Genomic DNA, 19357 nt, shown 5'->3' on the forward strand with positions numbered 1-19357 from the left:
ATGGCGACGTCCCAGGCGTGGGGCTTCAATCCCACGGACAACTCCCCCAAGGGCGCCCTGGCCTCCCAGGCGTTCTTCAAGCCCGAACTGTCGTTGGCCAGCGGGCAGGTGCCCTTGTCCGAGGCCCTGCCGAAGCTGGGCCCTGACAGCAAGAAGGTCTGGGACGACTTCTTCGCCCGCAACGGGAACAACTTCGAGATCTACATCGACGTCGTGACGGGGACGGCCGCCAACATCCAGGGCGCCGTCCCGCTCATCCCCGGCAACGGGGTGGGCAACAAGCTGACCCTGGGGAGCCTGGGCCGGCAGCTGGGTCGCTCGGTCGACAAGGTGGACGGGGCCGTCGTGGCCGACCTCGTCTTCAAGTTCGTGGAGGCCAACCGCGCCGCGGTGGGCGTGGACCTGCTGCAGTTGGGCGAGGCCCGGGCGGATCAGATCACCCCGGACCTGTGGCAGGTCTCCATCCCGCAGCAGTACCAGGGCATCCCCGTGCGGTACGGGCGGCTGGCGGCCACCATCAGCCACGGCAACCTCATCCTCCTGGGCACCGAGTCCTGGGCGAACATCGGCGTGTCGCCGATGCCGCTGGTGGACGCGGAGAAGGCCACGGTGCTCGCGCACGAGCGCTTCGGCCTGTACGAGAGCCCGGAGGGCATCTGGAAGGAGCCCACGCTGGAGGTGACGCCGGTGTCCGTGCCCAACGCGGGCTTCGGCCGGGGCATGACGCACCAGCTGGTGTGGACGTACGGCTTCACCACCACCGAGGGCCACGAGCGCTGGAAGGTCACCGTGGACGCGGCCACCGGTGACGTGCTCGCGCTCGAGGACGACAACCACTACTTCGACCAGTCCGTGACGGGCGGCGCCTACGTGTTCACCAACACGGGCATCCCCAACCCGTGCACGCCCGGCTCGTTCTGCGGCGCCCACCAGCCCAACTACCCCATGCCCTGGGCCAACGTGGGCACCGGCGTCTACACGGACGGCTACGGCGTCTACAACTACACCTCCGGCACGACGACCACCACGCTCAACGGCCGGTACATCCGCCTCTCCGACACCTGCGGCTCGCTCAGCGCCTCCGGCGCGGGCAACATCAACCTGGGCACCGGCACCGTGACCTGCCCGTCGCCGACGAGCGGCAACACGGCGGCGACCCGCAGCGCGTTCTACGAGCTCAACCGCATCAAGGAGCTGGCGCGCGGCTGGCTGCCCACCAACACCTGGCTGCAGGCGTCCATGACGGCCAACGTCAACATCCAGAGCACCTGCAACGCCTTCTGGAACGGCTCCACCGTGAACTTCTACCGCAGCGGCGGTGGCTGCCGGAACACGGGGGAGATTGCCGCCGTGTTCGACCACGAGTGGGGCCACGGCATGGATGACAACGACACGGCCGGCACGCTGAGCAACTCCAGCGAGGCCTACGCCGACATCGCGTCCATGTACCGCCTGCCGTTCAACCCGTCGGCCACGCCGACCTCCGGCCAGTCTCCGGCCTCGTGCGTGGGCTACGGCTTCTTCCAGACGCTCAACAACGGCTGCGGCATGACGGCCGATGGCACGGGCTACAACGTCAACGAGGCGCAGACGGGCGGGGCCTGGTGCGCGACCAACTGCTCGGGTGTCCGGGACGCCGACTACGCGGCCCACAACCCGCCCACGCCCACCACCCCGCAGAACTTCGTCTGCACGCGCTGCTCCAGCGGCACCGGCCCCTGCAGCCGTCAGGTGCACTGCGCCGCGTCCCCCGTGCGTCAGGCCGCGTGGGACTTCATCGCGCGGGACCTGCGCTCGGCGCCGTTCAACTACGACTGGAACACGGCGCAGAACATCGGCAACAAGGTGTTCTACCAGGGCAGCGGCAACATCGGCTCGTGGCACGCCTGCAACTGCACGGCGGGCACGTCCGACGGCTGCGCGGCCACCAACGGCTACAAGCAGTGGCTGGCGGCGGACGACGACAACGGCAACATCAACGATGGCACGCCGCACATGACGGCCATCTACAATGCGTTCAACCGCCACAACATCGCCTGTTCCACCCCGGCGCCGGTGAACAGCGGCTGTTCGGGCGGCCCCTCGGCGGCGCCCACCGTCACGGTGACGCCGGCCACGGGCCAGGTCTCCCTGAGCTGGAGCGCCGTCAGCGGCGCGACCCAGTACTGGGTGATGAAGTCGGACGGCATCAACGGCTGCCAGTACGGCAAGGCGCGCGTCGCCACCACCACGGCCACCAACTACGTGGACGGCGAGGTCCTCTCCGGCCACAACACCTGCTACTCCGTCGTCGCCGCGGGCAGCAGCGCCGCCTGCTACGGCGCGGCCAGCACCTGCACCTGCGTGAGCCCGCTGTAGTCCGGCGCTCACCCTGACCTCCGGCACGGTGGGGCGCGCTCGCGCGGGGCGCTCCCACCGTCGCCCGGGGTCCTCCCGGCGGCCTCGCGCTCACGCGTGGGGCCGCCTTACTCGTTCAGAGCTTCAGCTCCCACGTCTCGCTCATCAGGCCCTCGCCGAACATGGCGTGCGGCTCCTTGCCCACGAGCGTGAAGCCCGCGCGCTCGTACATGCGGCGCGCCGAGTGGAGCTGCTGCTCCGTCCACAGCCGCACCTTGCGGTAGCCGGCCTCGCGGGCGAACTGGAGACAGGCGTCCATCAGCTTCGTGCCGACGCCATGGCCCCGGGCCGAGGGCTCCACGAGCAGCAGGCGCAGCTTCGCCACCGTCTTGGTGTCGCGCACCAGGAACACCGAGCCGACGGGGCGGCCGTTCAGCTCGGCGATCCAGCAGCGCTCCCGCGCCGGGTCCCGCTCCTGGATGAAGCGCGAGGTGATGCCGGCCACCAGCGCCTCGAAGCGCAGGTCCCAGCCGTACTCCTGGCTGTACAGGACGCCGTGGCGCTGGACGACCCAGCCCATGTCCCCGGGGCGGTGCTCGCGCAGGACGACGTGGGGCGGGGCGGCCTGGGTGGAGCGCTCGCCCAGCAGCTCCTCGATGGTCTGCATCGCGTCCAGGAGGCGCGGGCGCTCGTCGGCGCGCAGCGGGGAGAGCAGGGCGCGGATGGAGTCGTTGGAGCGGCTGTTGAGCCGGTGGTAGGTCTGCTCGCCCTTGTCGGTGAGCCGCACCAGGTGCTGGCGGGCGTCGAGCGCGGAGGGGACCTTCTCGATGAGGCCCTGGTTGCTGAAGTTGCGCAACAGCCGGCTCAGGTAGCCCGCGTCGAGCGCCAGCTCGCGGCTGAGCTCCGTCGCGGTGGGGGACTCGCGGTGGTACAGCTCGTAGATGACGCGCGCCTCGGTGAGCGAGAACTCGCTGTGGAGCAGGCCTTCGTCCAGCACGCCGATCTTCTGCGTGTAGAAGCGGTTGAAGTGCCGAACCGCCGCCACGGTGGGGTCACGTCGCATCGGTGCCATCCGCGTAGCATCGCCGATTCAGGGCCCCTGTGGGCGGGCCGCGTAGCGCTCCGCGAGCACCGAGCACACCAGGAGCTGGAGCTGGTGGTAGAACATCAGGGGCAGGACGATGAGCCCCAGGGCAGGGTGCGCGCCGAACAGGAGCCGCGCCATGGGCACGCCCGAGGCGAGCGTCTTCTTCGAGCCGCAGAACACCGCGGCGATCTCATCCTCCTTGTCGAACCCCAGTCGCCGCGCGGCCTGGGTGCTCAGCGTCAGGACGATGACCAGGATGAGCGCCGCCCCTCCGAGCACCAGCGCCAGGGTGGCGCCGCCGTGGAGGCCGAAGATGCCGGAGGCCACCGAGTCGCAGAAGGACGCGTAGACGAGCACCAGGATGAACAGCCGGTCGATGCCGTTGGTGTACTTGCGATGGCGGGCGAACGTCGCGCCCAGGAGCGGCCGGGCCAGCTGTCCCAGGGCCAGGGGCAACAGCAGCAGCGCGGACAGCTTGAGGATGGCCTCGCCCATGGACAGGCGCGCCCCGGTGGTCTGCGCGAGCAGGCCGACGATGAGCGGGGTGAGGACGATGCCCAGGAGGCTGGACAGGCTCGCGTCGAAGATGGCGCCCGCCACGTTGCCCCGGGCCACGCCGGTCATCGCCACGGACGAGGAGATGGTGGACGGCACGGCGCAGAGGAACAGGAAGCCGAGCGACACCTCGTCCGACACCCACCGGCCCACCGTGAGGTTGAGCACCACCCAGAGCGCGGGGAAGACGAGGAAGGTGAACGACTGCACCAGCACGTGCAGCCGCCACTGGAGGGCGCCGGCCTTGAGCTGGGAAGTGGGCATGCCCAGGCCGTGCAGAAAGAAGACCAGGAAGATGCCGACGTTGGTGACGACGTCGGCGTGCATCGCGCCGCCGGACCTGCCGAAGTCGGGGAAGAGGAGCGCGAGCCCCACGGCACCGAGCATCCCCAGGAGGAACCAGTCCCGCGACAGGCGCTTGATGAGGCGAAGAGACATGTGGGGGCTTGAATACTCCCGGACCCGGGAGACCTCCAGCCCTCCGTGTGTCACACCCTCAGCGCTCGACGCGGAACTCCACCACCACGCCCGCGTGGTCGGACGGCCAGAGGCCCGCGGCGTTGCGGTCGTCCAGCTGGTTGCCGACGATGATGGCCGAGCGCACGTCGATGTCGTCGTCATCGTCGGCGAACAGCACCAGGTCGATGCGCTCGTCGAGCGCGGCCGTGGTGGTGTCGTTCACCGTCTCGCTGAAGCAGCAGGTGAAGCCGTCGCCGGTGCCCACGCGCGTCCAGGCATCGACCAGTCCGGTGTTCGCGCTGACGAGGGTCTCGTAGCCGGTGGTCACCGCGCCCGGGCCGGTGTTCATGTCGCCGACGACGATGAGCGGCCGCTTGTAGGTGTTGACGAGGGCGGCCAGCTCCGCGGCCTGGTTCTCGTTGCCGGGGCGGAGCGTCTCCAGGTGGGTGTTGACGAAGGTGAAGGGGACGCGGTTCAGCGTGGCGTCGAGCTTGGCATAGCCACGCGTGAAGCGGATGGACGCGCCGCCCACGGGGACGTCCTGGGCGAAGGCGAAGTTCGCGGTCTCCACGTTGGCGATCTGCACGTCGCCCCGCGCGAGGATGACGTCGCGGTCCGTCAGGCGGACATCGGTGAGGTCGGTGGCGTTGCCGGCGAGCGCCGCGGGGACCTCAGCGTCCGCGTTCTGGATGGTGGCGGCGACGCGGTAGCTCAGGCCCCGGGCCTGGAGCTCGGCCTGGAGGATGGCCAGGAAGTCGTACGTCACGGTGGTCGCGTTGGGCAGCGGGTTGTTGCTGAAGTCGCTCGGGCTCTGGGTGCGGAAGAGGGAGACCTCCTGCAGGCCGATGAGCGCGGGGTCGGTGGCCTGGATTTCATCCGCGATCAGCTTGGCGCGCGCGGCGAAGTCGGTGGCCTGGACCGTGGTGTAGATGCGCGCGGCGAGGGCGGGGATGTCCTGGGGGGCCTGGGCGGTGGCGAGCAGCTCGATGTTGCCGCCCAGGTAGATGTTGCGGGTCATCACCTTGAACTGCGCCTCGTCGGGCTCCAGCGAGTCATCGTCGCTGTCGTCGTTGCAGGCGGAGAGGAACAACGGGGCGCAAGCGAGGAGCGGTGCGAGGCGGAGCATGCGGAGTGGCGTCATGAGGGCCTGGGGCAGGGGTGGAGTGGCGCGATTTGCGCGCCGGTGCCCTGGCTCGGGCAATCGACCTGCCGGGCCCGCGTCGGCTCATGCACAGCCCCTCGCGGGGGAGTGTTCACATCCCTGCGGGACCCCGGCTGTAAGGCAGAGCGAGATGTTGGCCAGGAGCGGGCAGGTCGATTCGACGCAGGCCGGTGTCGCTCCAGGTGACGAAGCAGAACGCGTCGGACTCGAGGGGTCGGCCGAAGTCGAAGCTCGCGCGGGTGAAGCCCGTGTCGGTGGACTCCTTCACGGTGACGAGGAGGTCGCCCAACGTCAGTCGTGAGCCTGGAGGCGGAGGCACGTCGCGGTTGACCTGCTCCCAGAACCCCAGGTTGCGGGGTGTGCCGCGCACGATGAGGTCGAACGCGTGGGCGGAGGTCCGCTCGAGCACGTGGTCATGGGGTGCGGCGCTGAGCAGGCGGTAGTGCTGGGGGGCGCGGCCCTGGAGGGCCATGGCGGCGGGGACGTAGAGCGAGATGCTCGGGTCCGCGGCGACGACCAGGACGAGGGTCCCCTTGCAAGGAGGCGCCTCGCGGGCGATGCGCCACTGCGCGTCGGCGAGGCGGCCCAGGGAGATGCCGAGTCCCACACGGAACGCGGGGCCCAGGAGACAGTGGCCGAGGACGAGGGCGCTGACGGCCGTCCAGAGCAGCAGTCGATGGCGACGGGGACGTTGGGCTTCACGAGCGGCGGTCCAGCCGCGGAGGATGAGCGTCGCGATGAGGGCGCTGCCGGCGAGGAGCGGCACCATGAGGACCCGGCCGCCGATGATGCCGGCGGCGCCGGGGAGGGTGGCGGCGATGCCTCCGGGGATGAGCCAGTGGAGGGAGTGTTGCTCCTGTTCGGAGAGGAGCGGGCGGATGGCGCGGAACATCAGCAGGACGAGTGCCGAGGTGAGGGCGCCCCAGGCCGCGAAGCCCGCGTGGGAGGCGGGGGTGCCCGCGGCGGCGTCGGAGGGGGTGGCCACGACGAGCTCGCCCATGAGGATGAAGACGCGCTGGAGGAGGGTGGCGAGGAAGTCGCCGGGAGCGGCGATGGGGTTGAGGTAGCCGCCGCTGCCGCGCGCGCCGTAGCCCTGGGTTGCGTAGAAGGCGAGATAGGCGACGACGAGGACCGCGTAGGGCGCGAGCCAGCGAATCCGGGTGTGGAGGGTGTCGCGACGGCCGAACAGCTCGTAGGCGCCGAGGAGGGCGCCGGCGCTCAGCGCGGCTTCGCCCGAGAGCAACGCGAGCGCGAGGGCGAGGGGCGCGAGGACACGACCGGGAGCCCAGCTGTCTTCACGGGCGCGCAGGTGCGCGGCGAGGGCGAGGAGGCCCAGCAGCGCGGAGACCAGGGGATGTCGGGCGGCGAGCCACGCGACGGGGAACAGGTGCGCGGCGGCGATGGCGTGGAGGACGGTGGCGAGCGCGGCGACGGGGGCGGGAAGGAGTCGTCGATGGAGCCAGCCCACCACGGCGATGAGACCGAGGAACCAGGCGAGGCTGTGCAGATGGGCGGGGAGGGGAGCGTCGCCGAAGAACCATTCATCGGCGGAGAGCAGGGCGCTCGGGATGGGGCGGAAGAAGCGAATGGACAACGTGTCCGAGGTCCACCAGGGGAGCAGCCCGGCTTCACGGAGTCGCTGTGGATCGGTGCGCGGGCCGCCCACGAACTCATAGAGCGTCAGGGGTCCCCAATCGCCCAGCGCGGCGACCTGCCCGGAGAGGGCGAGACGGTGGACCAGGTCATCGAGCAGCAGTCCGACGCGAAGGGAGGGCAGGGAGACGAGGGTGCCCAGCGCGAGCGCCAACAGGAGCGAACGGGGCCAGGTCCACCAGGAGTTCGCGCGAGGAGGGCTCTCCGCCATGGTGGACATCACCTTCGCGCGAAAGCCTCCAGCGCATCAAGGCGGGGCACGGGTGACTCGGGCGCGGACGTACGCATCCGGGATTGCGTGTGCCAGAGGCGGGAATCGCCCAAGTCACACGGGCCACGGGATTACGCTCGAGCGCGAGGACCATCATCCGTGCCCCGAGGAGTGCTCGATGTCCCACCACCGCTTCAGCCGAAGTGAGTTCCTCGCGTTGACCCGCCTGCTCGCGGGGAGCGCGCTGCTCGCCCCCGTCGTCTCACACGCCGCCCCCGCGAAGCCCCAGGCCTCGAAGCCCGCGACCGCTCCGCCCACCCGCGCAGAGGTCGATGCGATCCGCCGCGCCTGTCGCGGCTCCGTCACCGGCACCATCGCTCCCGACCCCGCCGCGGAGCTCATCGCCATCGGTGAATGGATGCGCCGCCAGGGCACCGGCAGCGACTTCTACGGACAGGGCGAGCTGGTCGAGTCCTTCGAGAAGAAGCTCGCGACGCTGCTCGGCTTCCCGGCCGCCTGTTACATGCCCACCGGCACCATGGCCCAGCTCATCGCGCTCCGCATCTACGCGGATGCGCGCGGCAACCGGAATGTCGGCCTCCACCCGTCCTCGCACCACGTGCTGCACGAGGACAGCAGCCACGTCGTCCTCCACAACCTGCGCGACGTCATCCTCTCGCCCTGGACGCGCCCGCTCCTCGCCCGCGACGTACAACACTCACCGGACCCGCTCGGCACCGTCAGCGTCGAGCTCCCCGTGCGCTGGCTGGGCGGTCAGCTCCAGACCTGGGAACAACTCCAGGAGCTGAAAAGCACCTGTCGCGAGAAGAACGTGAAGCTGCACATGGACGGCGCCCGCCTGTGGGAGTGCCAGCCTTTCTACGACCGCCCCCTCGCCGACATCTGCCGAGGCTTCGACTCCGTCTATGTCTCCCTCTACAAGCGCATCGGCGCGCTGAGCGGAGCCATGCTCGTGGGCAGCGAGGACTTCATCCGCGAAGCTCGCCTGTGGCGCCACCGACACGGCGGCAACCTCTACCACCACTATCCCTCCGTCGTCTCCGCGGCGATGCGTCTCGATGGCGCCATCGCCGGCCTCCCCGCGCTGTTCCGCCGTACCAAGGCCTTGAGCGAAGCCCTGGCCGCGGACCCACGGCTCACCGTGCAACCCCGTCCCATCCAGACGAACATGTTCCGCGTCTACGTCCGAGGCGACGCCCAGGCCTTCTCGTTCCGCTCCCTCGCCCAGGCGAAGGAGTCACGCATCTGGCTGGGAGGCTTCGCCCCCACGCGGGTCCCCGGAATCATCGACACCGAACTCGAGGTCACCGATGGACTCAACGACCTCACCGACGCGGAGATCGTCCGCGCCTATCTCCGGCTCCTCGACGAGGCCACCTGAAGCGACACGGCACACGGCCTCTCGTGTGCCCGCCTGCTTCCGGCGCGGTCCCGCGCGCTTGCGGAGGTCGACGTCTGCGTTACCTCAAATGCATGACCGAAGCACACCCCGCATCGCGCGACTTCAAGATTCCCGAGGGTTGCCCTGTCTGCGCATCGGACCTGCCCGTGCGTGTCACGGCGTCAGGTCCCAGCGGCGTCTGCAAGCACTGCGGATGGATGGGCCGCCCCGTCATCACCGTCACGCACCGTGGCCTGCGCGTCAGCTACGAGGGCGCCGCGGCCTGACCTCACCCTGCCTGTGACGCGGGAGCCTCGGCCTCCCGGGGCTCGGGCTGCGTGCCTCGCGTCGCCGTCTCCAGCCGGTCCACGCGCCGCAGCTCGGGGAAGCCCCAGGCCCAGAGCACCACGATGGCCAGCGTCCCCACCGCGCCCGTCACCACGGCGGGAACCGCGCCCACGTGCTCCGCGAGCCAACCCGCGCGGAACTCACCCAGCTCGTTGGAGGCGCCGATGCACATCATGTTCACCGCGCCCACCCGCCCACGCATCTCGTCCGGCGTGGCCATCAGCTCCAGCGTGTGACGCACCACCACGCTCACCATGTCCGCCGCCCCGGCCACCGCCAGCGCGAGCAGCGACAACGGCAGCGAGCGGCTCATCCCGAACACCAGCGTCGCCCCGCCGAAGATGGCCACCGCCACGAACATCTTCACGCCCGCCCGTCCCCCCAGCGGCCGCATCGCCAGCACCACCGCCACCAACGCCGCGCCCGCCGCCGGAGCACACCGCAAGAGCCCCAACCCCCACGGCCCCGTGTGCAGCACATCCCGCGCATAGATGGGCAGCAGCGCCACCGCGCCACCCAGCAGCACCGCGAACAGGTCCAGCGTGATGCTGCCCAACAGCATCCGCTGCCGACGCACGAACCCCAGCCCCGCCACCAATGTGGAGAACGACAGGGGCGCCGAGGAGGCCCGCCCCGTCCGAACCTTCAGCGAGAGGATCCACACCACCGTCAGCGCGCACAGCGTGGCCGAGCCCAGATACGCGCCCGTCGGTCCCGCCCACCCATAGAGCACACCGCCCACCGCCGGACCCGCGATGGTGGCCACCTGCCACGTGGTGGAGTTCACCGCCACCGCGCGCGTCAGCTCCTCCTTCGGAACCAGGTGCGGCGTGAGCGCCGAGCCCGCCGGCGCATAGAACGCGCGCGCCGTGCCGAACAGCACCAGCACGCCATACACGAAGCGGACATCCCGGATGTGCCCCAGCGAGAACGACAGCAGCGCCAGGCTGCACAGCAGCATCACGCCCTGACAGATGGCGAGGATCTTCCGTCGGTCGAACCGGTCCGCGACCTGTCCCCCAATCAGGCAGAAGCACAGGAAGGGCACGAACTGCGAGAGCCCCGTGTACCCGAGCGCCAGCGCGCTCCCGGTCACCTCGTACACCTGCCAGCCGATGGCCACCGACTCGACCTGCATCGCGAGCACCGCGCAGAGCCGGGCGATCTGGTAGAGGCGGAAATCGCGATGACGGAAGACGGAGAGGGCAGGGGCGGCGGTCTCGGACATGCTGGTGCCCGCCTGTAACGCACGCCCCGCGCGCTTTCCAGTCTCAGTGCGAGCGCACGGGAGCGGGCCTCCGCAGCGCTCGCTCCCCTGACGACTCCACCCCACACGTCCTCAGGCGGACGTCTTCCGGAACCGCCGCGCCGCCACGGCCATCATCAAGATGCCGAAGAAGGCGAGCAGGACCAGCTGCAGCCACAAGTCCGGCAGCCCCGCCTCTCGCAGCAGCACACCGCGCAGCACCTCCACGTAGTAGCGCACCGGGTTCAGGTACGTCACCCACGCGAGCCAGTCCGGCATCGCCCGGACGGGGCTCATCACCCCCGACAGCAGCACCGCCGGCAGCACGAAGAGGAAGCCTCCGACGAACGCCTGCTGCTGCGTGCGACTCACCGTGGCGATGAGCAGCCCCACGCCCAGCGTGGACAACAGATAGAAGAGCGTGGCCACCGTGACGAGCGTCAGGCTGCCACGCAGCGGCACGCCGAAGACCCACACGCCCACGCACAGCGCCAGCCCCACGTCCACCAGACCGATGAGCAGGAACGGCGTCACCTTGCCGGCCATCAGGATGCCGGGGCGCAGCGGCGTCACCTGGAGCTGCTCCAGCGTCCCCGTCTCACGCTCACGCGACAACCCCATGGCCATGATGACGGTGGTGACGATGAGCAGCAGCATCGCCGCGATGCCCGGCACCACGTACACGGACGTGGCCAGCTCCGGGTTGTAGAGCACGCGTGGCACCAGCTCCACGGGGGCGAGAGGAAGCAGGTCTCCCTGCCGCTGGGCCTGCGCCGAGGCGAGCTGGGTCGCGCGCAGCACCGCGAACTGTGCCACGGCGTTCCCCGCGACGGACGAGCGCGTCGGGTCCGAGCCATCCACCAGCGCCTGCACCTGCGCGCCCTGGCCCTTCAAGACATCCCTCTGGAAGTCCCGGGGGATGATGAGCGCGACCGAGGCCTCGCCTCGCTCCAAGGCCTCCTCGGCGGTGCGCTCGTCGGAGAGCTCCGCCTTCAGGTCCAGCGTGTCCCCGGCGAGCAGGGAGCGCGTGTAGTCGCGGCTCTCCGCCGTCCTGTCCCGGTCCACCACCACCGTGGGGACATGGCGCACGTCGAAGTTCACCGCGAAGCCCAGCAGGAAGAGTTGCATCAGGGGCGCCAGCGTCAGCAGCGCCATGACGCGCCTGTCCCTGGCCGTCTGGCGCACCTCCTTCACCACCACGGCCCGGTACTGCACCATCAGCGGATGCATGTCCGTGTCCCTCCCTTCAATCCAGGCGCCGCTGGAAGCGGCGGGTCGCCAGCACCAGCATGAAGAGCGCGAACAGGGCCAGGGCCACCAGCTGAGGCCACAGCACCGACATTCCATTCCCGCGCAGGAGCACCCCGCGCAGCGTCGCCACGAAGTACCGCGCCGGAATCAACGTGCTGATGAGCTTCAGCGGCACCGGGAGGTTCTCGATGGGGAAGATGAACCCCGACAGCAACATCGACGGCAGCACCGACGTCATCGTCGCCACCTGCGTCGCCACCACCTGGTTGCGCGTCACCACCGAGATGAGCAGCCCCTGGCCCAGCATCCCCACCAGGAACAGGACCGAGCCCAGCCCCAGGACCACGAGGCTGCCGCGCACCGGCACGTCGAACACCCAGGCCCCCACCGTCAGCACCAGCAGGACCTGGAGCAGGCCGATGCCCAGGTAGGGCAGCAGCTTGCCGACGACGATCTCCAACCGTCCCACCGGCGTCGCGAAGAGCTGCTCCATGGAGCCGCGCTCCCACTCGCGCGCCACCGTCAGCGCGGTGATGAGCACCGCGACGATGGCCAGCAGGTACGCGGCCAGCCCCGGCACCAGGAACATCGCCGAGCGCGCATCCGGGTTGAACAGCGTCCGCACGTGCGCCTCCAGCGGCGGCGCCGCGAGCAGCACCGTCCCCCCCATGGAGCGACCCGCCATCTGCACCAGCGCCTGCGCCTTCGCGAGCGCCTGGGTCGCCGTGTTCCCGTCCGAGCCGTCCACCAGCCACTGCACCTGCGCGCCGCCGCGCTTCACGTCCTCCGCGAACCCCTTGTTCAAGAGGAGCACGCCCGTCACGGCGCCACGGCGCAGCTCGCCCAGGGCGGCCTCGGGGGAGATGCCGTCGTGCGTGACGACGAACTCGTTCGACGCGGTGACGTGGCGCACCAGCTCGCGTGACAGGTCCGTGCGGTCCTGGTCCACCACCGCCAGCTCCAGGTGGTCCACGTCGAAGCTGATGCCGAAGCCGAACAGCACCAGCATCAGCACCGGCATCGCCAGGGCCAGATACAGGGTGCGGATGTCCCGGCGGATGTGCAGCACCTCCTTCTCCGCCATCGCGAGGATGCGTCCCACCCGATGATTCGCGCGTGTCGCGGCCATGGCGTCAGTCATCCCCCCGCTGGGCGCGGGCCGTGAGCGCCAGGAACACGTCATCCAGCGTCGGCGCGGAGTCCTCGAGCTCCAACGGGTCCACGCCCCGAGCCCGCAGCCACCCGGCCAGCGTCTCCGAGGGAAGCCGCGCCGGGTCCACCCGCACCGTGGCCCCCGAACCGAAGCGGCTCACGTCCAGCACCCCGTCCATGCCGCGCAGCGAGTCGAGCGCCGCGGACAGGTTCGGCCCGCGCACCTCCAGCACCCGGCCCGGCGCGTGTGTCGCCTTCAGGCCCGCCGGCGTGTCGAGCGCCACCAGTCTCCCGTCCACCATGATGCCGATCCGGGCGCAGTTCTCCGCCTCGTCCATGTAGTGCGTGGTGACGAAGACGGTGGTTCCGCGGGACGCGAGGTCGCGAATCAGCTCCCAGAAGGAGCGCCGCTGCACCGGGTCCACCCCCGCGGTGGGCTCGTCGAGGAAGACGATGCGAGGACGGTGCAGCACCGCGCTCGCCAGCGCCACGCGCTGCTGCATGCCGCCGGGCAGGGCGCCCGTCACCTCGTCCTGGACCGCCTCCAGTTGCATGCGCTCCACCATCTCGCCGATGCGCGTGCGCAGCTCCTTCCCATGCGCACCGTACGCGGACGCGAAGAACTCCAGGTTCGCGCGCACGCTCAGGTCCAGGTAGAGCGAGAACTTCTGGGACATGTAGCCGATGCCCGCCTTCACGCGCTCGGGCTCGTGCTCCACGTCGAAGCCCGCGACCCGCGCGTCTCCGCCCGTGGGTCGCAAGAGGCCACACAGCATCCGGATGGTGGTGGACTTGCCCGCGCCGTTTGCGCCCAGGTAGCCGAAGATCTCTCCGACCCCCACGTCGAAGCTCACGTCGTCCACGGCGGTGAAGGCGCCGAACCTGCGCGTCAGGTGACGCACCTCGATGGCCGGCGTCATGCGGCCCTCCCGCCGGTGTGCTTCTCGACCAGCGCCAGGAACACGGCCTCGAAGTTGGACGCCGCGGCGCCGTGTTCGCGCGCCAGGGCCCGCGGGTCTCCCTCCGCGATGAGGGTGCCCGAGTAGAGCAGGCCCACCCGATGACACCGGGCCGCCTCGTCCATGTACGGCGTGGACACCAGCAGCGTCATGCCTTCGTGGACCAGCGAGTAGAGCAGCTCCCACAGCTCGCGGCGGCTCACCGGGTCCACGCCGTTGGTGGGCTCATCCAGCAGCAGCACGCGCGGCCGGTGGAGCAGGGCGCACGCCAGCGCCAGCTTCTTGTACATGCCTCCGGACAGCGCATCCGCGCGCCGCTCCGTGAAGCGGCCCAGGCGGGTGATGTCGAGCAGTCGCTCGCGCCGCTCCGCGAAGTCCTCGCGCGACAGGCCGAACAGCCGCGCGAAGAAGCGCAGGTTCTCGTCGACGCTCAGGTCGCCATAGAGCGTGTTGCGCTGGGGCACCAGGCCCAGGGACTCGCGCACCGCCGAGCGGGTGTCCGCCGGGTCCTCACCGAGCATCCTCACGCGCCCCGCGTCCGGCAGCAGCAGCCCCGCCATCAAGCGGATGGCCGTCGTCTTCCCCGCGCCATCCGGCCCCACCAGTCCGTAGACCTCGCCGGGCTGCACGGCCAGCGACACGCCTCGCAGCGCCAGGGCCTTCCCGAAGCTCCGGCGCACGTCCTCCAGCGACACGTCCACGTCGGGGCAGGGGCTCATGGCCGCTGCTCCGCCACCGCCGCGTCGTTCACCGGGCCCAGGGTGATCTCCACCGGCATGCCGGGCAGCAGCACGTCCGCGGGCGCCTCGATGTGCACCTCCACGGGATAGACGAGCCTGTCGCGGTCGCCGCGCGTCTGCACGTTGCGAGGCGTGAAGGCGGCCTCGCGCGCCACCGTCACCACGCGGGCATTGAAGGTCCGGTCGGGATACGCATCCGCGCGCACCGTGGCGGACTGGCCCGGCCGCGCCGCCGCGAGCTCCGCGTTCGGCAGATAGAAGGTCGCCTTGGGACGATGCGTGTCGACCAGCCGCGCCACGACGGCGCCGGGCAGGGCGAGCTCACCCACCTCGAGCGCCAGCGTCTCCACCGTTCCGCTCAGCGGCGCGCGCAGCTCGCACTCCGACACGGCGACCTGGGCCCGCCTCACCGTGGCCTCCGCGGCCTGGATGGCGCGAAGCGCGGACTCCGCCTGCTGCAGGCTCGCGCGCTCCTGTTCGGTGGCCGCGCGCGCCTGACGGGACGCGGCCGTGCTCGCATGGCGCGCCGCCGCGAGCTGCTGCTCCAACGACTGCGCCTGCGCGCGGGCCTGGTCCAGCGCGGCCTCCGTGGTCGCATCACCCATCTTCTGGAGCCGGTCCGCCTGCCGCTGGGCCAGGCCCTGCTGGTCCGCCAGCGAGGCGATCTGCGCCTGGCTTCCCTGCGCCTGCGCCGCCACCGCCTCGCTGCTGCGGCTCGCGGCCACCGCCGCCGCTCGCGCCGCGTCCGCCTGCGCCTGGGCCATGGACAACCTCGCGCGGGCCTCCTCCAGCCCGGCCTCGGGCTCGGTGCAATCGAGCGTGACGAGCACCGCGTCCTTCTCCACGCGGGCGCCTTCCTCCACCTGCCGCGACAGCACGCGGGCGTTGATGCGGGCGCGGAGGTCCACCGCCGTGCCCTCCACCACCCCCGAGCCCCCCGCGGGTCCCTCCGCGGCCCGTCGGTCCTTCAGGATGCGCACCCCCAGGAGCGTGGCGAGCGCCACCACCAGGACCACGAACAACACGACGGCACGTCGCATGGAGTCTCCCCTCGATGCCGCGGCCTCGCGCCGCGTGACGACCGCCCTCGATGGCAAACCGCATGCCAGGGTTTCCACACCAGGGCCGCCCGCCAGGTGTCGGAGTCCCGCGCGGCCACCCCGCCGGATATCCGGCACCCCCGCCGGAAGCCCGACACCCCACGACAGTCCAACATCCCTTCTTCATGCTTCTTCACGCCCGTGGACGCAGCGCCATGGCACCTTGCGCTCGCCGTGGCACCGCCATTGCTCTACGGCCGCGCGCCACGCTCCACGCGCAAGTCCCGAAGGCGAAGAGGCCCCATGCTGCTCGACATGTACCTGTTCTTCAGCCTGCCACTCCCACACCCACGCAAGCGCCTGCCGGCCCAGAAGCCCAAGGCCGCCGCGCCTCCCAAGAAGAAGGCGGCGAGCAAGCCCAAGGCCTCGGCCCGTCGCACCTCCAAGCCCGCGCTGCGCGCCATCGACGGCGGCCGCTCCAGCCTCCGCTGAGCTCAGCCACGGGCCCGGCAGGTCGAGTTGACAATCTGGGTCCATCTTGTCAAATCTGACAAGAATGGGCACGGACACGAAGACTCCCGCCAGGCCCGCGGCGGAGGACGCACGGAGGCACCGCTTGCTGGACGCGGCGCTCGGCGTCTTCCTGCGCTACGGCTTCCGCAAGACGTCCATGGACGAGGTGGCCCGGGCCGCCGACATCTCGCGCCAGGGGCTGTACCTCCACTTCGCGACGAAGGAGGAGCTGTTCCAGGCCACCTTGCGGCACGCGATGGAGGGCGCGCTCCAGCGGGCCCGCGAGGGCCTCTCGGACGACTCCCTGTCCATCGAGGCCCGGCTGGTGCGCGGGTTCGACGCGTGGATGGGACACTTCGTGGGCAGCGTGGGCGCGGGGGCGTCGGACCTGACCGAGGTGGTGAACGGCACCGCCGCGCGCGAGGTCGTCGTCCAGCACGAGGCCCTGTTCGTGGAAGCGGTGACGAAGGTGGTGCGGGCCTCGGGGCTCGCGGCCGCCTACAAGCCGGCGGGACTGTCCGCCCGGCAGCTCGTGGACACGCTGAACGCCACGGCGCGAGGACTCAAACACAGCGGTGACACACGCGAGGCCTTCGTCGATGGGTTGACCCTCGCCGTGCGCGCGCTGTGCATGCCCTTGGGAGCAGCCCGATGAAGACACGAGGAACGGCCCGACGCGTGCTGCGTCGAGGGATGATGGGACTGGGCGCGGCGCTGGTGCTGGGCACGCTCTTCCTGGTCGTGGATGGCTACACGGCCTTCGGCAAGCGGGCGACGGGGGAGCGCAGGGCGCGCATGGAGCGCTCGCCCCAGTGGAAGGACGGGCGCTTCGTGAACCCACAGCCCCTGGTGAACCACTACGGGGAGATGTTCGGGGGACTGCTCGACGCCAGCCCCCATGCGAGCCCCCAGGCCCCGCTCGCCGTGGAGCCCATCGACCCGAAGCGCTTCCAGACGCCGCCCGCGTCGGGCCTGCGAGTGACGTGGATGGGGCACTCGTCGCAGCTGGTGGAGCTCGACGGCCTGCGCATCCTGACGGACCCGGTGTGGAGCGAGCGCGTGTCCCCCTTCACCTGGGCGGGCCCCAAGCGCTGGTTCCAGCCGCCCATCGCGATGAAGGACCTGCCGCCCATCGACGCCGTCGTCGTCTCCCACGACCACTACGACCACCTGGACCAGCCGACGATGGTGGCGCTGAAGGAGCAGACGAAGGCGGTCTTCATCGTCCCGCTCGGCGTGGGTGCGCACCTGGAGTACTGGGGCGTGCCGGTGGACCGCATCGTGGAGCTCGACTGGTGGGAGCGCACGAAGGTGGGGGCGGTGGACATCGTCGCCACGCCCGCGCGCCATGCGTCCGGCCGGTACCTGTTCGACAACGACGCCAAGCTCTGGGCCAGCTACGCCTTCGTGGGCCCCACGCGCCGCGCCTGGTTCTCCGGCGACACGGGGCTGTTCCCGGCGATGAAGGACATCGGCGAGAAGCTGGGGCCCTTCGACGTGACGATGATTGAGACGGGGCAGTACCACCGGGCGTGGCCGGACTGGCACATCGGTCCGGAGCAGGCGGTGCTGGCACACCAGATGCTACGGGGGCAGGTGATGCTGCCCATCCACTGGGCCCTCTTCGGGCTCGCCTACCACGGTTGGACGGAGCCCGCCGAGCGGGTGCGCGCGGCGGCCACCAGCGCCTCCGTGACGTTGCTGCTGCCCCGGCCGGGGCAGAGCGTGGAGCCGGACGCGGAGCTCGTCCGCGAGCAGTGGTGGCCCACGCTGACGTGGGAGACGGCGGCGCAGCATCCGGTGCTCTCGACGGGCATGGACGGCCCTGTCACCGTCACCTCTCCAGGCGGGCCCGCCGCTCGCTGACCGAAGGCGCACATGGAACCGCGAAGTCGACGCAGCTTCCAGGCCATCCAGCTCAAGCACATCGCCCATATCTTCGGGCGCATGGTGCGCCTGAGGGCGTACGGCGGCGCGGTGCTGATGCTCGCCGTGTCCACCGCGGCGCTCGCGGATGGCGCGCCCTGGCGACGCTACTGGTTGGTGGGGCAGGTGGTGGTGGCGCTGTCGTTCTTCTTCTACGAGCTGCGCCGCTACGAGCGCGAGGGGCTCACCACGCGGAGCATCTCCGGCAACCTCGCGCTGGGCATCTTCCTGGAGCAGAGCCTGACCTGGGGCACGGGAGGGCTGGCCAGTCCGCTGCTGCCGCTGGTGTTGCCGCTCGCCTTCGTGGGCGCCGCCGTGCTGCCCCAGCGGCAGCGGTGGGCGTTGATGGCGGCGGAGCTGGTCCTGGTGTCGCTCCTGTCGGCGGCCCACCTGTTCGAGTGGACCCCGCCGTTGCACCTGTCGTTCCTGGGCGAGCCTCCCAAGGCGATGTTGTTCGCCATCGCCGTGGGGATGTTGTTCCTGGTCGTCGCGGCCAACATCGTGGGCGCCGCCATCCGCGGCACCTTCGAGGACATGCTCACCGAGTCCTTCCTCCAGCGTGACGAGCTCTTCGCCACGCACCGCACCCACGCGCGGACGCTGGAGGCGCTGTCGGGAGAGATTGCCCACGAGCTGAAGAACCCGCTGGCCACGGTGAAGGGGCTCACGCAGCTCATGCTCCGAGAGGACGGGCGCGCGCAGCCTCGCGAGCGACTGGAGGTGCTCGCGGGCGAGGTGACGCGGATGCAGGGCATCCTGGAGGAGTTCCTCAACTTCTCGCGCCCGCTCGTCCCGCTCTCGGTCAACCAGGTGGACCTGGCGTCGCTGTGTGACGAGGCGCTCGTCCTCCACGAGGGCCTGGCCACCGAGCACCAGGTGCGGCTGTCGCGCGGTGGGGACGGGCCGGTGCTCGCGGTGTGTGACGCTCGCAAGGTGAAGCAGGTGGTGATGAACCTGCTCCACAACGCCATCGAGGCCAGCCCTTCGGGAGGCCAGGTGTCCATGGATGTCGAGTCGGGGAGCGCGGGCGACGTGCGCGTCACCGTCCGCGACTCGGGGACGGGGCTGTCGCCGGAGCTGGTCGACCGCGTCTTCGAGGCGGGGGTCACCACGAAGGCGCGGGGCTCGGGACTGGGGTTGACGGTGGCGCGCGCGCTGGCGCGGCAACACGGGGGCGACGTGACGCTGCGCAACGAGGACACGGGGGGCTGTGTCGCGGAGCTGATGTTGCCTCGGGAGCTGCCCGCGGGCTCGCTCGATGGCGTGCGGGAGCGGGAGGTGGCGCGTGCGGGCTGAGGCGAACGAGACGACTCGCG

The 19357-nt window shown here is 70.7% G+C and carries 17 protein-coding genes; 7 read left to right on the top strand and 10 right to left on the bottom strand.

The window, feature by feature from the left end:
- Positions 1-2358, top strand: coding sequence for a hypothetical protein (locus AC6JA9_RS21685; protein ID WP_473565372.1), 2358 nt, complete (start codon positions 1-3; stop codon positions 2356-2358).
- Between the two features lie 115 nt (positions 2359-2473).
- Here AC6JA9_RS21685 and AC6JA9_RS21690 read toward each other — a convergent pair whose 3' ends face one another.
- The 4 genes from AC6JA9_RS21690 to AC6JA9_RS21705 form a co-directional block, all read right to left on the bottom strand.
- Positions 2474-3400 (bottom strand): bifunctional helix-turn-helix transcriptional regulator/GNAT family N-acetyltransferase, encoded by a 927-nt coding sequence (locus AC6JA9_RS21690; protein WP_408890399.1) that lies wholly within the window; start codon positions 3398-3400, stop codon positions 2474-2476.
- Between the two features lie 27 nt (positions 3401-3427).
- Positions 3428-4417: a bile acid:sodium symporter family protein gene (locus AC6JA9_RS21695; protein ID WP_408890398.1), complete on the bottom strand. Its 990-nt coding sequence runs from the start codon at positions 4415-4417 to the stop codon at positions 3428-3430.
- 58 nt (positions 4418-4475) lie between these two features.
- Complete coding sequence (locus AC6JA9_RS21700; protein ID WP_408890397.1) at positions 4476-5564, bottom strand: exonuclease/endonuclease/phosphatase family protein; 1089 nt, start codon at positions 5562-5564, stop codon at positions 4476-4478.
- A gap of 127 nt (positions 5565-5691) precedes the next feature.
- Complete coding sequence (locus AC6JA9_RS21705; protein WP_497957765.1) at positions 5692-7464, bottom strand: hypothetical protein; 1773 nt, start codon at positions 7462-7464, stop codon at positions 5692-5694.
- Positions 7465-7642: 178 nt separating this feature from the next.
- Here AC6JA9_RS21705 and AC6JA9_RS21710 point away from each other — a divergent pair, with 178 nt between their 5' ends.
- On the top strand, positions 7643-8866 hold the full coding sequence (locus AC6JA9_RS21710; RefSeq protein WP_497957766.1) for a threonine aldolase family protein: 1224 nt from the start codon (positions 7643-7645) through the stop codon (positions 8864-8866).
- Positions 8867-8958: 92 nt separating this feature from the next.
- The gene (locus AC6JA9_RS21715) at positions 8959-9153 is read left to right on the top strand and encodes a hypothetical protein (protein ID WP_046713785.1); all 195 of its coding nucleotides are present in this window, start codon (positions 8959-8961) and stop codon (positions 9151-9153) included.
- Positions 9154-9155: 2 nt separating this feature from the next.
- Here the strand turns inward: AC6JA9_RS21715 and AC6JA9_RS21720 are convergent, their stop codons facing one another.
- The 6 genes from AC6JA9_RS21720 to AC6JA9_RS21745 all read right to left on the bottom strand — a co-directional run bounded on the left by AC6JA9_RS21720 (position 9156) and on the right by AC6JA9_RS21745 (position 15602).
- Positions 9156-10442 carry an MFS transporter gene (locus tag AC6JA9_RS21720; RefSeq protein ID WP_497957767.1) on the bottom strand — a complete coding sequence of 429 codons (1287 nt, stop codon included), beginning with the start codon at positions 10440-10442 and terminating at the stop codon, positions 9156-9158.
- Positions 10443-10553: 111 nt separating this feature from the next.
- The gene (locus AC6JA9_RS21725; RefSeq protein ID WP_223748590.1) at positions 10554-11690 is read right to left on the bottom strand and encodes an ABC transporter permease; all 1137 of its coding nucleotides are present in this window, start codon (positions 11688-11690) and stop codon (positions 10554-10556) included.
- A 16-nt stretch (positions 11691-11706) separates the two neighbouring features.
- Entirely contained in the window at positions 11707-12840 is a 1134-nt protein-coding gene (locus AC6JA9_RS21730) for an ABC transporter permease (RefSeq protein WP_497957768.1), read from the bottom strand.
- Between the two features lie 4 nt (positions 12841-12844).
- Positions 12845-13783: an ABC transporter ATP-binding protein gene (locus tag AC6JA9_RS21735; protein WP_497957769.1), complete on the bottom strand. Its 939-nt coding sequence runs from the start codon at positions 13781-13783 to the stop codon at positions 12845-12847.
- A complete protein-coding gene (locus AC6JA9_RS21740) occupies positions 13780-14541 on the bottom strand; it encodes an ABC transporter ATP-binding protein (RefSeq protein ID WP_223748588.1) in 762 nt (253 codons plus the stop codon). The genes AC6JA9_RS21735 and AC6JA9_RS21740 overlap by 4 nt, the downstream gene beginning before the upstream one ends.
- Positions 14538-15602: an HlyD family secretion protein gene (locus AC6JA9_RS21745; RefSeq protein WP_223748587.1), complete on the bottom strand. Its 1065-nt coding sequence runs from the start codon at positions 15600-15602 to the stop codon at positions 14538-14540. Before AC6JA9_RS21745 ends, AC6JA9_RS21740 begins: the two co-directional genes overlap by 4 nt.
- Before the next feature lie 303 nt (positions 15603-15905).
- On the opposite strand from AC6JA9_RS21745, the gene AC6JA9_RS21750 reads away from it, so the two are divergent.
- The 4 genes from AC6JA9_RS21750 (at position 15906) to AC6JA9_RS21765 (ending at position 19337) form a co-directional block, all read left to right on the top strand.
- Positions 15906-16094, top strand: coding sequence for a hypothetical protein (locus AC6JA9_RS21750; protein WP_223783297.1), 189 nt, complete (start codon positions 15906-15908; stop codon positions 16092-16094).
- 124 nt (positions 16095-16218) lie between these two features.
- The gene (locus tag AC6JA9_RS21755) at positions 16219-16770 is read left to right on the top strand and encodes a TetR/AcrR family transcriptional regulator (protein ID WP_408890391.1); all 552 of its coding nucleotides are present in this window, start codon (positions 16219-16221) and stop codon (positions 16768-16770) included.
- Entirely contained in the window at positions 16767-17981 is a 1215-nt protein-coding gene (locus AC6JA9_RS21760; protein ID WP_408890390.1) for an MBL fold metallo-hydrolase, read from the top strand. Before AC6JA9_RS21755 ends, AC6JA9_RS21760 begins: the two co-directional genes overlap by 4 nt.
- A 12-nt stretch (positions 17982-17993) precedes the next feature.
- Entirely contained in the window at positions 17994-19337 is a 1344-nt protein-coding gene (locus AC6JA9_RS21765; protein ID WP_497957770.1) for a sensor histidine kinase, read from the top strand.
- Positions 19338-19357 lie beyond the last annotated feature (20 nt).

The sequence above is a fragment of the Myxococcus sp. MH1 genome, from assembly GCF_059738865.1.

Coding starts and splice junctions, on each gene's coding strand:
- AC6JA9_RS21685 (WP_473565372.1), top strand. CDS start 1: ATGGCGACGTCCCAGGCGTGGGGCTTCAATCCCACGGACAACTCCCCC.
- AC6JA9_RS21690 (WP_408890399.1), bottom strand. CDS start 3,400: ATGCGACGTGACCCCACCGTGGCGGCGGTTCGGCACTTCAACCGCTTC.
- AC6JA9_RS21695 (WP_408890398.1), bottom strand. CDS start 4,417: ATGTCTCTTCGCCTCATCAAGCGCCTGTCGCGGGACTGGTTCCTCCTG.
- AC6JA9_RS21700 (WP_408890397.1), bottom strand. CDS start 5,564: ATGCTCCGCCTCGCACCGCTCCTCGCTTGCGCCCCGTTGTTCCTCTCC.
- AC6JA9_RS21705 (WP_497957765.1), bottom strand. CDS start 7,464: ATGGCGGAGAGCCCTCCTCGCGCGAACTCCTGGTGGACCTGGCCCCGT.
- AC6JA9_RS21710 (WP_497957766.1), top strand. CDS start 7,643: ATGTCCCACCACCGCTTCAGCCGAAGTGAGTTCCTCGCGTTGACCCGC.
- AC6JA9_RS21715 (WP_046713785.1), top strand. CDS start 8,959: ATGACCGAAGCACACCCCGCATCGCGCGACTTCAAGATTCCCGAGGGT.
- AC6JA9_RS21720 (WP_497957767.1), bottom strand. CDS start 10,442: ATGTCCGAGACCGCCGCCCCTGCCCTCTCCGTCTTCCGTCATCGCGAT.
- AC6JA9_RS21725 (WP_223748590.1), bottom strand. CDS start 11,690: ATGCATCCGCTGATGGTGCAGTACCGGGCCGTGGTGGTGAAGGAGGTG.
- AC6JA9_RS21730 (WP_497957768.1), bottom strand. CDS start 12,840: ATGGCCGCGACACGCGCGAATCATCGGGTGGGACGCATCCTCGCGATG.
- AC6JA9_RS21735 (WP_497957769.1), bottom strand. CDS start 13,783: ATGACGCCGGCCATCGAGGTGCGTCACCTGACGCGCAGGTTCGGCGCC.
- AC6JA9_RS21740 (WP_223748588.1), bottom strand. CDS start 14,541: ATGAGCCCCTGCCCCGACGTGGACGTGTCGCTGGAGGACGTGCGCCGG.
- AC6JA9_RS21745 (WP_223748587.1), bottom strand. CDS start 15,602: ATGCGACGTGCCGTCGTGTTGTTCGTGGTCCTGGTGGTGGCGCTCGCC.
- AC6JA9_RS21750 (WP_223783297.1), top strand. CDS start 15,906: ATGCTGCTCGACATGTACCTGTTCTTCAGCCTGCCACTCCCACACCCA.
- AC6JA9_RS21760 (WP_408890390.1), top strand. CDS start 16,767: ATGAAGACACGAGGAACGGCCCGACGCGTGCTGCGTCGAGGGATGATG.
- AC6JA9_RS21765 (WP_497957770.1), top strand. CDS start 17,994: ATGGAACCGCGAAGTCGACGCAGCTTCCAGGCCATCCAGCTCAAGCAC.